The following is a 13,932-nucleotide window of genomic DNA, read 5'->3' as shown; positions in this document are numbered from 1 at the left end:
ATGATGGAGCTTTGAATGAATCCAACATGCAATAATTATTTCTACGACCCATAATTTTTACTATAATAAACAGGCGTTTGACAAGAGGGCCATAATTAATACGATTTTAGCTTGAATATGAATTATACTTCCCTATTTTGAATGACATAGAATAGAGATCGGATCATGAAGCGCTTACAAAATATATGAACAAAAGGGGTTGTACAGATTGAAAAAATTGCTATCCGTATTGCTGCTCGTCTCCATGACAGCTTCGTTATTGGCGGCCTGCGGCTCTTCAAAGTCATCGGATTCAGGCCAATCGGGAACAGGAAGTGAAGGAGGCTCCGCAAGCAAGAAGGTTGTGGCATGGGCATGGGATCCGTCCTTTAACGGAGCTGCCCTGAAAATCGCCGAAGAATTGTATGCCAAAGAAAATCCGGGCTTTGAACTGGAAGTCGTAGATATGGCAAAAACGGATTTGGAGCAAAAACTGAACACCAACCTGGCTTCCGGCGTTAAGGAAGGCCTTCCGGACATCATTCTGGTGAATGATCCGAATATTCAGAAATATGTAACCGCTTATCCAGGCACATTTGCAGACTTTACGGATAAGGTTGATTATTCCCAGTTTTCCCCGTACAAAGTGGATGCGCTTACGATCGATGGAAAAGTATACGGCGTTCCGTTCGATATCGGGGTCACCGGCATGTTCTACCGTTCCGATTATTTGGAGCAGGCCGGATTCAAGGCGGAGGACCTAGAGAACATCACCTGGGATGAGTACATTGAAATCGGCAAAGTCGTAAAGGAAAAGACAGGGAAATATATGTCGACCATTAACCCGAACGACGAAGCGCTGACCTCGATCCTGCTTCAATCCGGCGGATCCTGGTACATCACGCCGGATAACAAAGGCAATTTTGTTGACAATCCGGTCATGACGGAGACGCTCCGTGTGTACAAAGCGATTGCCGACTCCGGAATTGCCAAGCCGGTAACGGGCTGGAGCGAGTTTGTAGGCAGCTTCAACGCCGGCGATGTAGCGACGGTCGTATCCGGCGTATGGCAGATTTCCTCGATCATGGACGCTAAGGATCAAAGCGGCAAATGGAGAGTGGCTCCGATTCCGAGATTGAATGTGGAGGGCGCCGTGAACGCTTCGAACGAAGGCGGCTCCAGCTGGTTCGTCCTGGAAGGCTCCGCGAACAAGGATCTGGCGATCGATTTCTTGGCGAAGACGATTGGCGGCAGCAGTGAATTCTACGAGCGCTTCCTGAAAGAAAACGGCGGCGTCGGCTCCTACATTCCTTCCTTCTCCAGCGAAGCTTACAGCCAGACACCGGAATTTTTCGGCGGACAAGCCATCTATACCGATTTCACGAAATGGTCTACCGAAGTACCGGGCATTTCTCTGGGCATGTACACGCAAGAAGCAAAAGATGCACTGAAAAATGAACTGCCTAACATTTTGAATGGATCCGACCTGACCCAAAGCTTGGCTAACATTCAGAAATTGTTCGAACAGCAAGTGCAATAATTTTAAAAGTCAGCAGGTGGTAAGAAATGGGCAGTAAATGGAATAAATCGAATCTCATGGGATGGCAGTTCGTGCTGCTGCCTTCGGCGCTCCTCTTATTGTTCAGCTTCTATCCCATGATTCAATCCTTGTTGTTATCGTTTCAGTCGGGAAAAGGGAATGTGTACCATTATGTCGGGCTGAGCAATTATGCACGGCTGTTCTCGGATCCGATGTTCAAGCAGGCTGTGCTCAATACGCTGTTATACTTGGTCGTTCAAGTTCCGATCATGCTCATGCTGGGTCTGGTCATTGCATACTTCTTGAACATGCCGGGCCTTAAATTCAAAGGCTTTTACCGTACCGCCATCTTTCTTCCGTGCGTAACCTCGCTCGTTTCGTACGCTGTGCTGTTCAAGAGCATATTTGCAGTGGATGGAATTCTGAACCGGATGCTGATGTCGATTCACATCATCCATGAGCCGATCGCCTGGCTCATGGACCCGGTGTGGGCGAAAGTTGCTATAATTGCAGCGATTACGTGGCGCTGGACAGGCTACAATATGATCTTCTATCTAGCAGCGATGCAAAATATCGACCCAAGCGTCTATGAAGCGGCTTCAATAGACGGAGCATCCAAAACGCGGCAATTCTTCAGCATTACGGTTCCTATGCTGAAGCCGATCATCTTGTTCACGGCGATCATCTCGACGAACGGTACCTTGCAATTGTTCGATGAGGTTGTGAACATTACGAACGGCGGACCCGGCAATTCCACGATGACGATTTCCCAATACATCTATAACTTGTCGTTCATGTATACGCCTAACTTCGGCTATGCGGCAACGGTATCCTACGCCATCGTCATTATGGTTGCGGTGCTGGCCTTTCTCCAGCTGAAGGTCGGAGGTGAGAAGAAATGAGGAAGGTTTCGGCAGCAGCTATCCATCTGTTTCTAATCATTGCATCGGTGGTTTCTTTGTTTCCTTTTGTCTGGATGCTGATCGGCATGACGAACAGCTCCTCCGACATTGTAAAGGGCAAATTCAGCTTCGGATCGGAGCTGTCTACCAATATGAACAAGCTTCTCGATATGACGGACCTGGGCGGGGCCTTTTGGAACTCCGCAATGATTGCGGTGATCGGCACGGTCTGTACCTTGATTCTAAGCTCCATGGCCGGATTCGGATTTGAGATTTATCGGACGAAGGGCAAGGACCGGTTGTTCGGCATCCTGATGCTGTCCATGATGATGCCGTTCGCGGCAGTAATGGTTCCGCTGTTCCGTATGTTCAGCTCGATGGGGATGCTCAATACGCCAACGGCCGTGATTCTGCCAACCATAACGACGGCGTTCATGATTTTCTTCTTTATGCAAAACACAAAATCATTCCCGCGTGAGCTCTTGCAGGCAGGACGGGTAGATGGACTCGGCGAATGGCGGTTGTTTACACATGTCTATATGCCGACGATGAAGCCGACGTACGCGGCAGCCGCGATCATAACCTTTATGAACTACTGGAACAGCTTCATGTGGCCGCTCATTGCCTTGCAAACGCCGGATAAGAAGACGCTTCCGCTTATTGTCTCGTCACTCGCTTCCTCTTATAATCCGGATTACGGGATGATCATGGTTGCCATCGTGATCACGACGCTCCCGACGGTCCTGATCTTCTTCTTGCTGCAAAAGCAGTTCGTGCAAGGGATGCTTGGATCCGTGAAGTAATATAACAACCGGAGGTGATCGACAAACATGCTTACGCAATTCAAAAATGGCTTACTGCACGGGGCGGACTACAATCCGGAACAATGGCTGCATGATCCGCAGGTGCTGCAATCGGATATTGAATTGATGAAGAAGGCCGGCTGCAATGTCATGTCGGTAGGGATATTCTCATGGGCCGTGCTGGAGCCCGAGGAAGGGAAATATAATTGGGAGTGGCTGGACCGAATCCTGGATTCGCTGCATGAGAACGGAATCTCCGTATTTCTGGCGACGCCTTCTGGAGCCCGTCCCGTATGGATGGCACAGAAATATCCCGAGGTGCTTCGCGTTTCAAGTGATCGGCATCGCAATCTTTATGGGGCACGGCATAATCACTGCTATACATCTCCGATCTACCGCGAGAAGATCAAGCAGGTGAATGAAAGACTCGCTGCCCGTTATGGGAATCATCCAGCCGTGAAGCTCTGGCATATTTCCAACGAGTTCGGCGGAGAATGCCACTGCGATTTGTGCCAGGAAGCGTTCAGAGGCTGGCTCAAGAAGAAATATGGTACGTTAGACAAGCTGAATGCAGAGTGGTGGACCACCTTCTGGAGCCATACGTATAGCGATTGGTCCCAGATTGAATCCCCTGCACCCCACGGAGAAAACGCGACGCACGGGATGAATCTGGACTGGCGAAGATTCGTGTCGGATCAAACCCTGGATTTCATGAAGCATGAAATCGCGGTTGTGAAATCCGTGAATCCGGAGCTGCCGGCTACGACCAATTTCATGTACTACTATAATGGCCTGAACTACTTTAAGTTCAAGGATGCGATTGATATCGTATCCTGGGACAGCTATCCAACCTGGCACAAGAAGTCCGATTTCGAGATTGCCGTAGACACCGCCATGAATCATGATTTGATGCGATCAATCAAGCGCCAGCCGTTTCTGCTTATGGAAAGCTCGCCGAGCATGACGAATTGGCAGAGCGTCTCGAAGCTGAAGAAGCCGGGGATGCACATCCTGTCTTCCTTGCAGGCCATCGCTCACGGATCCAATTCTGTGCAGTATTTCCAGTGGCGCAAAAGCCGCGGTTCCAGCGAGAAATTCCATGGAGCGGTCGTCTCCCATGACGGCAGCCCGGATACACGTGTATTTAAAGAGGTCACCGATCTCGGAAATATGCTTCAGAAGCTGTCTCCCGTTGCGGCGACCGAAAGCCGCGCAGAAGTAGCCATCGTCTATGATTGGGAAAATAAATGGGCGATTGAAGACTCCCAAGGACCGCGCAACAAAGGAATGGGGTATATCGAAGAAGTTCAGTCCCATTACCGGGCGCTGCTGAAGCAGGGAATTACGGTGGACTTCGTGGATATGGAATGCGATATAGACAGCTACAAAGTGGTTATCGCTCCCATGCTCTATATGCTGCGCTGCGGATTCGAGCGCAAGCTTCGCGCCTTCGTTGAGCAGGGAGGAACCTTGGTGCTGACTTACTGGAGCGGGATCGTGAATGAGAATGATCTGGTGTTCCAAGGGGAAGCGCCCCATCAACTGAGCGATGTGGCGGGTGTCGTCAGCGAGGAGATTGACGGCTTATATGATCATGAACAAAATGCCGGAGAAGTTGTGCAGCATATAGCCGGTCTCGACCAGTCATCGCTCGCAGGCACTTATTCCTGCAGCAAGCTCTGTGATCTGCTTCATTTAAAGGGCGCCGAAGCATTGATGGTGTACCAGGATGATTTTTATGCGGGCCGTCCTGCACTGACCAGACATACATATGGTGAGGGCGTGTGCTACTATGTGTCCAGCCATTTTGAGGATGGCTTTTACGATGACTTCTACAGGGATATAGCGGCAGCTGCATCGTTATATAAGCCGGTAACAGCGGTTATGCCTGAAGGCGTATACACAACGGTACGTTCCAACGAGGAGAAGGAGTATCTGTTCGTTCATAATTTTTCGGGCAAAGAGGTCGTTATGCCGGCGCTGGGTCCAGCGTGGCAGCCGGTTACAAGCGATGATGGATTGAATGCAGCTTGGAACCTGAAGGCATATGGTGTTCTTGTGGCTGAGCGCAGTGTAGGATAGCTGAATTGATTTGTAAATAATATTTTCTCGAAAATATGAAGCCGCGAAACCCTTGATTTTACCAAGGGGTTTCGCGGCTTCCTTTCATGAAACACGATTTCTGCCAGTATTCGCGCAGCGATTTGCGACTCATGGCCGAACCTATAGCTTTCGAACTGTCATTACCGAAGGGTGCTCTTCACGACGAAAGCGTCTCCGCAAGGAGAAGGGTCCGATGGAATTGCAGTAATCGTCAAATTTTGAAGCATAAGCCCTCCGTGGCGTGCTTTCAGCTTAGGATTGCTGCCATTTACGCGGCACCGGGAGAAAGCGACGTCGGATAGACGAGCCATTCTGGAGAGTATGCCACCTACCAGCGGCGCCTCCACGATCCATTCCGCAGAGGTTTGCGGACCGCGGTATCGGCGGCTTATACGGAACGTCCAGCCTTTTGTCACATTCCGGAGGCAGATAATCCAGGTGCTCCCGCGCTTTTTGGCAATGACGGCCGACATGCGGTCCCCCGGACGGACAGGCAGCGGAATTAAGGTTGCTGCGGCAGGAAGGATCTCCCACCACGCATAATAATAAGGCTTGCCGTTTATCAGATCATGGCCAGTGCCCGTCTGAATCAAGCTTTGGTTGCCGAAGCCATCGATCCCGATCCAAGCGGATGAATAGGAAGAGCCTCCACTTGGGCGAAGAAATGGAACATTCCACTCCCCGGATATTCGCCTAAACGCACCTTTTGCCCCCTTGATGCTGTAGCCGGACCAATTATTCGAAATCCACCCGATGTTTCGCTGCGGCTTGGCCGCGGATTCAAAGCGGCAGATGTGATGTGTGCTCATTCTAGCAACGGTTCCCATAGATCCACCGCCTTTAATAGATTGATAATATATCTAATGATGCTGAGGCCGCGGTGGTATGGGTTTTCTGCTAGAAAGGTTTAGAAGCAGGCGGGCTTACGGGATGGATTTTTCGGATCAAAAAGGGGCTGACCCATAAGTCATCGAATCATGATGGCTTTGGGGCTGCCCCTGTATTAATTTTGTCGCTCACCGAGAAAGAGACAGGAAGGACGTAAGGTTGCCGACTCTTTCTAAACGGATGCTGCTCTCCACTTCATCGACACCGGGTAGTGGTCGGACGGATAGGCCCCGTCGTAAGTATCCCGGTAAATGATCGTCTCCACCATCTCGACATCATGTGTCGTAAAAATATAGTCGATCGGTTCGCCTTCGAGTCCACCCTTGAAATCATGGAATGTGCGGCCTGCCGGTTCGTCCAGAAGCTCGTAGGCGTCTTGAAGCGCCTCCCGCAGTATCGCGATTTCCGCTTCACCGGGACCTGCATTCAGATCGCCCATAAGAATAACCGGAAGCGATTCTTCCTTTCTAAGACGCTGAATATGATCGAGAATGAGCTTGGCGCTTTCCTGCCGCGCAACTGCGCCCATATGGTCAAAATGCGTGTTCACGACGTAAAAACGTACGCCAGTGTCCTTCGTGCTCTGAAACAGCCCCCATGTGCAAATTCGGGGATAGCTGCCGTCCCAGCCGAGGCTTCCCGGCTTCTCCGGCGTTTCGGACAGCCAGAACTGCCCTTCCTGCAGGATAGAGAAATCGGCTTGCTTGTAATAGATCGCGCAGTGTTCTCCGTCCCGGTCGCCTTGTCCCATCCGTCCCGTTCCGATTCTGCCGTACTCGGGCAGAGCTTCGTCCAGATCCCGCAGCATCGCCCCGGAGCCCTCCTGAGTTCCGAACAGATCGGGGGATGCGTCTGTAATGACGGCTGCAGCTCGATGCTTCCGGTGAGGCCAAGCGTTGCTGCCGTCGCTGTCCACATTCACGCGTAAATTGAAGGTCATTGTTATCACATTCATGTCATGTCATTCCCATCTACTATGATCTAGCCAACAAGAGGCCGGAATAATACTACTATATCCGCTTTGATGGACTTCATCAATGACATGCGGACCATGCGCAGCCATCCGCTCATCTTTATTTGATGGAGCCTTCCGTCAAGCCGCCGATAATATACTTTTGCGTAAAAACGTACAGAATTGCAATCGGGGCCATAGACAGTGAGAAGGCTGCAAAAGCCAGATTATAATCAAAGCTGGTCTCCGTCTTAAAATTGTAAATAAACAGCGGCAGTGTCCAAAAATCCGGATGTCGGTTCAGCATGATCAGCGGGAGTTGGAAATCATTCCAAATCCAAAGACTGTTCAATATGAGGATCGTAGCGATGATGGGAAGCATCAATGGATATATAATCCGGCTGAAGGTGTACCAGACGCCGCAGCCGTCAATTTTTGAGGCCTGATCGAGCTCAAGCGGAATATTTTTAAGAAAGCCGACTCCTAGAAACAAGCCTTGTGAAAAGGACAGGGTAACGTACATCATAATCAATCCCGTCTGATTCAAAAGCTCCAAATTGCCCATATGTCTGTAAATCGGCAGCATAATAGCCTGGAAGGGGACGAAAATCCCCATCAGGATGATCGTATACACCCACTTGAAATACAGCTTGTTCATGTTTCGCGAGATGGCATAAGAGACCATCGGAATGGCAATCAGCATGAACAGAAGAGATATGATGGTTATAAATGCGGAGTTCTGAAGCATTCCCCAGAAGTTGGCCTTGTTGATGACGGTCGAAAAATTCTCCAGGTACAGGCGGGTCGGCGGAGCGAAAAAATTCGATGTTGTCTCGTCCCGGGTCCTTAAGGAAATGGAAAGCGCCAGATTGAGCGGACCCAGTATGAACAATGCACCGATCGCAAGCGCAGCATAACTGATGATTCTAAACGGCAATCGCGTCTTCATTGCTGTCCGACCTCCTTCCGGGCCAAAAGCTTAATCTGTATGAACGAGAGGACGCCAATCAGGATAAATACGTAGATAGCTTCTGCCGTTCCGTACCCGAATTTCATCTCGCTCATGCCATGCTGGTAAATAAGGAAGCCCATCGATTCTGTCGACTTGGAAGGTCCGCCATTTGTCATGGCTACGATGTAATCAAACACGGTAAGGCCGCCTTTAACGGCAAGCACTACATTGACGGTCAGCATCGGAATCAGGTATGGAATCGTAATCGAGAAAAAACGTTGTACAGGCGATGCGCCGTCTATAACAGCTGCTTCGATAATATCCTTCGGCACGTTGGACAAGCCGGCGATAAAGATTACCATCGGGATCGCAAAGCCCTGCCAGATGTTTGTTAACGCAATGCCCAGGATAGCTGTGTCGGGATTGCCAAGCAAATTAAGCGACAGCCACTCGATCCCAAGCTTTTCTCCTATAGGCGGAAACAAGGAGTAGAAGAACTGGTTAAACATCAGGCCGACGGTAATCATGCTCAGCACGGCCGGGAAGAAGTAGATGGACCGGAACAGGCCGCGAAGCTTCAGGGGACGGCTCAGCAGGAGAGCGAGTACAAGTGCAACGCTGAGCTTTCCAAAAACGACAATAACGGTATACAGCAAGGTGAAGCTTAGGCCGTTCAAGAAACGTTTATCTTGTAATATATCAATGTAATTTTGAAAGCCGACCATGTCATACGATAGGGAGAACCCGTCCCAGTTCGTCAGACTGTAATAGAATCCGATAAAGACCGGGGCGAGGAAGAATAAGCAATACAGCAGTACCGCAGGCAAGGTCATCATGAAAAAGACGGTACCCGGCTTTAACCCGCGAATGTTCATACGTTAGCCCTCCCATCAGGCAGAGAGGCGAAGAATCCTGGAGTGGTGCCTCATAACCAAGGTTTTTCGCCTCATTGGCATGTTTTATTGATTAAACTTGTTGTAGAATATCGTATCGAGGGTTTTCAGGTATTGGTCAACATCTTTATTAAGGAACATTTCCTGTGTTGCTTTGCCTACATCGGCATTGATCCCTGGAGGCCACAGCCGTTCGATTGTAGGATATACCTTGCCGTCCGATATCAGCTGTGTCAGTGAGCTGATCTCAGGAAGCCCTGATTCCACATCCTTGATACCGGAAGGATAGCCGGCGGTACCTAAATAGGTTTCTACGTTTTCCTTCGTGGACATAAATTCAATGAACTTTCGGGCTTCTTCTTGATTTTTACCTTCAGCTGGAATACCAATGGCCGTATCAACGGATACCTGTGTCTTTAAATCTGCAGGGTTTTCGGTCGGGAGCGGAAACATGGCGAAATTCAGATCGGGATTGGACTCTTTAATTTCTTTGATTGCCCAAATGCCTGTGAACCACATCGCAGTTTTACCGTTGGCGAAATCACGAAGCGCGTCATCATAGCCGGTTCCCATATTGTCTTTTTGTCCGTATTGACGAAGCGTTAGCAGATTTTCTGCAAAAGGCTTGAATGCCGGATTATCCGTGATGTGTGCCTTGCCGTTCATGACATCATCAAGGAATGACTCGACGTTTGGAATCGTTTGTCCCATTTTGTAGACGACCTCCTGACGGATGCCGTTAAAATCCTTATCGTGGAAGTAAAACGGTGTGATGCCTGCCGCCTGAAGCTTCTCGGCCGTCTCGATCAGTTCGGCGTAAGTTGTTGGAATCTGAAGATTCTGGCTTTCAAAAATATCTTTGTTATAATACATCCCCAGTGTAGCCAACCCGATCGGGACCATATAATTTTTGCCGTCGATTTTACTCAAGTCAGCAATGGCAGGCTGGACGTTATTCATGAGCGGATCATTGGTCAGGTCAACGACGCGGCCCTCCTTGGCCATTTTTTGGAAAATGGGATTGTGAGGATAATGGGTGAAAACCGCAGGGGCGTCATTGGTCGAAACCCTCATCGTCCATACATTTTCAGGATTCGGCACATTGTTCTGTTCCACCTTTATGCCCGGGTTAGCCTGTTCAAATTTTGTGATTAGCTCGTTGACAACATTGACGGCCTCTGATTTCATTTGAAAGTATTCAATTTTGACGGGTGCACCATCGGAGTTCGCGTTGTTGCTGCCTGCTTCGTTCTCCGCATTTTTTGAGCCTCCGCCAGCACAGCCGGCCGCTGTCATCATGGCTAGCGAGATCAGTGCTGCCAATCCGCTTTTCATAAACCCCTTTTTCATCATTTCAGCTCCTTTTGAGTGATGTCTGTATCGAGAACGCTTTCATTGTAGCAAGGAGTCGCATGCTGAAAATAGGAATAAACTGACTGTCTGAATAGGATAAATCTGTAGTTTTGCATCACATTCCAGCCTATATTTTTTTATTGCTTCGGTCTTTTCCCGGCGTAGCACCGTAAACCTTTCTATACATCTGGATGAAATAAGAATAGTCATTAAAGCCGACCTCGCTGGCAATCGTTGCAATCGGCAGTTGATAGGTTTCGCTTTCCAGCAGCTTTTTGGCCTTTTCCATTCGTACAGACAACAGATACTGGGCGAATCCCACTCCGCATTTTCGTTTGAATAACCGGCTGAGGTAGCTGGGATCGACAAAATACCGCTGCTTCGCAAGATCATCCAGGACGATTTTGTTCTTGTAATTCATTTCGACAAATTCTTTAATGTCCTGAACGATATCCCGATTTGGTTCGGTTTGGCTCAATTGCTCAACAACCGCACGCAGCTTCGCAATCAGCTCATCACAGGCTTCATGGATCGATGCGAATTCGAAGAGACTCCGTTGTTCCAGGTAGGAGCAAGCTTCGCTGCAGGAACGTCCAATAATGGTATTGATTATATTGACAGTCGCAGCAAGCCAGTCTTGCACCATATGTACGGAGAACTGCTTCTTGATGCAATCGGCAAGCCAGGAATGGATCATATTCTCCATTTTGGCCATTTGATAGCTTCCTGCCTGCTGGCTGAATATGCTCGTCCATTCCTGAATGTACGCCGCATCATAATGATAAATCTGGCCAATATGCTCGATCCGTACAGGTTGACCGATGCCGTTCAAGAAGCTTTGCAATGCCGCAAGCTTGGCTTCCCTTAAGGATGTGTCCAGCTGGCGCAGATCGCTTAGCGCAGAGCTGATTCCAATGCCAGTGCAGGTCAATCCCGTCCGTTCGCTCAGCGTACGGGCGATTCTGTCGCACAGGAAGTGGAGGCTGACCTGTCCTTCTTGATTGGCTGCGGACTGTGGTTGGATCCATGCGATCAGAAGCTGAGGCTGAAATTGATCCGTGATCAGTATGGAACGAAGGTGGTGACTCCCGAACACCTCTTTGGAAATTTCCCTTAGTTCCCTGCTCTGGGAAGGGGGATGCACAAACACGATCGTATGAAATGCAGAGCTGCTGTTGAGCTCGAAGGCAGACTCAAGAGTCAGCAAGCTTCGATGATCGGACGGTTCATAGAAGCAGGCGAGCATTGCCTGCTCAATATGGTTTTCGCGGCGCTCGGCATGATGCATCTTCAACTTATTCAGCAACGAGTTTAGCTCCTGCCGATCTACGGGCTTGAGCAAATAGTTCTCCACCTTATATTGAATCGCTTCGCGTGCGTAAGTGAAATCTTCGTATCCGCTAATAATCGTGACAGGCATGGAAGGGTGATTCTTTCGGATATAGGCTGCCAGCTGAATGCCATCCATCCCCGGCATGCGAATGTCTGTGATCACAAGGTCAGGCAACGCTTCATCGATCACATTCTGAGCAGCAGTGCCATCCTCAGCTTCGATTACTCGCACACTTCCGTCCCAATCCTGTATCATCTGTAGAATCGCTTTCCTGGCGAAGAACTCATCATCTGCCACTAATATTCTCATCGGTGTCCATCTCCCTGTTGTACGGAATATGTATCATAATGGTGGTCCCGGCTTTCTCTTCGCTCTTGATATTCATCCAGGAGCTTTCACCGTAAAAATGCTTAATCCGGGCATAAACGTTTCTCATGCCGAAGTTCTGGTCAAGGTTCTCCACCATCTCCTGCGGGTCCTGCATCAGCATCATTTTCAGCTCACTCAGCTTCTCCTTCGAGATGCCGACACCATCATCATAAACGCAAATATAAAGAAACCGGTGGCGTTTCCGGATTGTTAATCGAAGCTTACCTGTACCGCCTTTTGGCTCCAAACCATGGTAGAAGGAGTTTTCGATAATCGGCTGGATTAAAAACTTTAGTATTTTGCAAGAAATAACATCTTGATCGATCTCGTACTCAACCTGGAACTTGTTGAAGAATCGGATCTGCTGAATTTGAATGTAGTGCTCGATGTTCTCAAGCTCTTTTCCGATCGTTACGACATCTCCATATTTGACGTTATAGCGGTATATACTGGACAAGCTTTTGGTCATAGAGGAGATATGCTCCATTCGGTGGAGCTCGGCAATGGAATGAATGGCATTTAAGGTGTTGTACAAAAAGTGCGGGTTGATCTGCGACTGAAGCATTTTAATCTCCGCTTTTTTCTGCAGGCTGCTTGCCGTAATTTCGGAATCTCGGCTTGTTTTAATCCGCTCGATCATAGCATTGTAGCTGTTGATCAGCCTTCCGATCTCATCCTCCCGATGGCTGTGAATCACGGTGGGGGTCAGATGCTCTGAATCCACGATTTTCATCGTGCCGCTAAGCTTTAAGATCGGTTGGATAAAATAGCGGTGAAAAAAGAACGCCAGTCCCAAAGCGGCGATGAGTGCCAAAATACTTATGAGCACATAGTTCAATGTATTGCTTATAAATGTATCGGTAATTTGTGCGACAGGGATATAGTGGATGATTGTCCAACCGGTTGCCGGATTGACCGTGCTGCTGACCAGATAGGGCTTGTTGTTCCAGTTGATGCGCATAGTCGGGTTGTCTCCAGGTGCAGGACTGGAGATAAGGGATGTAAATGACTGGACTTGCTCCGCATTTAATCCACTAAGCGTTCCGCTGGAGGAATAGACAACCGTTTCGCCGGACAGAATCATCGTTCCAAGCTTAAGTCCATCATTCGAAATGCCACCGAGCATATTCTCAATGGCTTTATCGTAAATATCGACTTTTGCATAGCCTTCTTGACCGCTGTGTATGTTGAGATCGGATAAATAACGCACGATGGATATTCGATGACTGGTGCTTTTCGTACCGGCTTCCTTCGAAATATGGACAACATAATCATTGTTTTTAAGACGGCTTTCTCCGATTTCTTTCAATGTGTTTCTGATTTTTCCCGCCTTTTCCGGCTGGCTGCCATAAATGCTTCCATTCGGGGCAAGCACCGATATCATGGCGATGCTTCCGTTAATCAGCACAAGCTGTTCCATGGAGGTATACATGTAGTTGGCATCCGCAAAATATTCTTTGTCTGAAGAACGCTTGGACTTTTCCAGAATAGAGCTCAGCTTAAAATTCGTTAAATAAAAAAAGGAATAGCGGGCATGATTCGCAAAAAAATCGTTGATGCTTACATGGGTCCGGCTATCCAGCTGCTGCAGGATTTCCTCGTAATCGGAATTTGTCTGCTTGTACAGCTGTATACCCGACAGGAACATGGCCGTTATGACCGGGATCACGATAATGAGCACGTAAGTTAAGACAAGCTTGCTGCGAAAACTCGATCTGTGGAATTTTCGAAGCAAGTACGGCTGCAATTTCGGCATGGGATCACCTTTCTTAGATATGGAGTTTGATTGGCCGTATATGTGCGGTAATCAGCTTCATTATTTGTCATCAAGGACGTCTTTTCAATCCATTTTGAATAAAAACCTG

Annotated in this window: 11 protein-coding genes; 4 read left to right on the top strand and 7 right to left on the bottom strand. The window is 48.8% G+C overall.

Annotation, left to right across the window (positions count from 1 at the left end; all coding sequences use genetic code 11):
• Window positions 1–208: 208 nt before the first annotated feature.
• The 4 genes from NST08_RS21585 to NST08_RS21570 are packed head-to-tail and all read left to right on the top strand — an operon-like array spanning window position 209 to window position 5,306.
• Window positions 209–1,519: an ABC transporter substrate-binding protein gene (locus NST08_RS21585; RefSeq protein ID WP_210095016.1), complete on the top strand. Its 1,311-nt coding sequence runs from the start codon at window positions 209–211 to the stop codon at window positions 1,517–1,519.
• Window positions 1,520–1,545: 26 nt separating this feature from the next.
• Entirely contained in the window at window positions 1,546–2,421 is an 876-nt protein-coding gene (locus NST08_RS21580; RefSeq protein ID WP_251537797.1) for a carbohydrate ABC transporter permease, read from the top strand.
• Complete coding sequence (locus tag NST08_RS21575; protein ID WP_341342289.1) at window positions 2,418–3,224, top strand: carbohydrate ABC transporter permease; 807 nt, start codon at window positions 2,418–2,420, stop codon at window positions 3,222–3,224. Before NST08_RS21580 ends, NST08_RS21575 begins: the two co-directional genes overlap by 4 nt.
• Before the next feature lie 27 nt (window positions 3,225–3,251).
• Window positions 3,252–5,306, top strand: a complete 2,055-nt coding sequence (locus NST08_RS21570) for a beta-galactosidase (RefSeq protein ID WP_341342288.1) — start codon at window positions 3,252–3,254, stop codon at window positions 5,304–5,306.
• A 161-nt stretch (window positions 5,307–5,467) separates the two neighbouring features.
• Here the strand turns inward: NST08_RS21570 and NST08_RS21565 are convergent, their stop codons facing one another.
• The 7 genes from NST08_RS21565 to NST08_RS21535 all read right to left on the bottom strand — a co-directional run bounded on the left by NST08_RS21565 (window position 5,468) and on the right by NST08_RS21535 (window position 13,823).
• Window positions 5,468–6,154 carry a G1 family glutamic endopeptidase gene (locus tag NST08_RS21565; RefSeq protein ID WP_007127565.1) on the bottom strand — a complete coding sequence of 229 codons (687 nt, stop codon included), beginning with the start codon at window positions 6,152–6,154 and terminating at the stop codon, window positions 5,468–5,470.
• Window positions 6,155–6,387: 233 nt separating this feature from the next.
• On the bottom strand, window positions 6,388–7,170 hold the full coding sequence (locus tag NST08_RS21560; protein ID WP_210095019.1) for an endonuclease/exonuclease/phosphatase family protein: 783 nt from the start codon (window positions 7,168–7,170) through the stop codon (window positions 6,388–6,390).
• Between the two features lie 118 nt (window positions 7,171–7,288).
• Window positions 7,289–8,116, bottom strand: a complete 828-nt coding sequence (locus NST08_RS21555; RefSeq protein WP_251537791.1) for a carbohydrate ABC transporter permease — start codon at window positions 8,114–8,116, stop codon at window positions 7,289–7,291.
• On the bottom strand, window positions 8,113–8,994 hold the full coding sequence (locus tag NST08_RS21550) for a carbohydrate ABC transporter permease (protein WP_007127568.1): 882 nt from the start codon (window positions 8,992–8,994) through the stop codon (window positions 8,113–8,115). The genes NST08_RS21555 and NST08_RS21550 overlap by 4 nt, the downstream gene beginning before the upstream one ends.
• Before the next feature lie 84 nt (window positions 8,995–9,078).
• A complete protein-coding gene (locus tag NST08_RS21545) occupies window positions 9,079–10,365 on the bottom strand; it encodes an ABC transporter substrate-binding protein (protein WP_210095021.1) in 1,287 nt (428 codons plus the stop codon).
• A gap of 127 nt (window positions 10,366–10,492) precedes the next feature.
• The gene (locus NST08_RS21540; RefSeq protein WP_251537789.1) at window positions 10,493–12,007 is read right to left on the bottom strand and encodes a response regulator; all 1,515 of its coding nucleotides are present in this window, start codon (window positions 12,005–12,007) and stop codon (window positions 10,493–10,495) included.
• Window positions 11,985–13,823: a sensor histidine kinase gene (locus tag NST08_RS21535; RefSeq protein WP_251537787.1), complete on the bottom strand. Its 1,839-nt coding sequence runs from the start codon at window positions 13,821–13,823 to the stop codon at window positions 11,985–11,987. The genes NST08_RS21540 and NST08_RS21535 overlap by 23 nt, the downstream gene beginning before the upstream one ends.
• Window positions 13,824–13,932: the final 109 nt, after the last annotated feature.

The sequence above is a fragment of the Paenibacillus sp. FSL K6-1566 genome (genome assembly GCF_038050475.1).
Taxonomy (GTDB): domain Bacteria; phylum Bacillota; class Bacilli; order Paenibacillales; family Paenibacillaceae; genus Paenibacillus_AQ; species Paenibacillus_AQ lactis.
The sequence above is the reverse complement of the archived record's forward strand: the minus strand, read 5'-3'. Positions and strand labels throughout refer to the sequence as shown.

Bases quoted from the DNA above. Each gene is read 5' to 3' on its own strand.
- NST08_RS21580 (WP_251537797.1), top strand. From the start codon at position 1,546: ATGGGCAGTAAATGGAATAAATCGAATCTCATGGGATGGCAGTTCGTG.
- NST08_RS21575 (WP_341342289.1), top strand. From the start codon at position 2,418: ATGAGGAAGGTTTCGGCAGCAGCTATCCATCTGTTTCTAATCATTGCA.
- NST08_RS21570 (WP_341342288.1), top strand. From the start codon at position 3,252: ATGCTTACGCAATTCAAAAATGGCTTACTGCACGGGGCGGACTACAAT.
- NST08_RS21565 (WP_007127565.1), bottom strand. From the start codon at position 6,154: ATGGGAACCGTTGCTAGAATGAGCACACATCACATCTGCCGCTTTGAA.
- NST08_RS21560 (WP_210095019.1), bottom strand. From the start codon at position 7,170: ATGAATGTGATAACAATGACCTTCAATTTACGCGTGAATGTGGACAGC.
- NST08_RS21555 (WP_251537791.1), bottom strand. From the start codon at position 8,116: ATGAAGACGCGATTGCCGTTTAGAATCATCAGTTATGCTGCGCTTGCG.
- NST08_RS21550 (WP_007127568.1), bottom strand. From the start codon at position 8,994: ATGAACATTCGCGGGTTAAAGCCGGGTACCGTCTTTTTCATGATGACC.
- NST08_RS21545 (WP_210095021.1), bottom strand. From the start codon at position 10,365: ATGATGAAAAAGGGGTTTATGAAAAGCGGATTGGCAGCACTGATCTCG.
- NST08_RS21540 (WP_251537789.1), bottom strand. From the start codon at position 12,007: ATGAGAATATTAGTGGCAGATGATGAGTTCTTCGCCAGGAAAGCGATT.
- NST08_RS21535 (WP_251537787.1), bottom strand. From the start codon at position 13,823: ATGCCGAAATTGCAGCCGTACTTGCTTCGAAAATTCCACAGATCGAGT.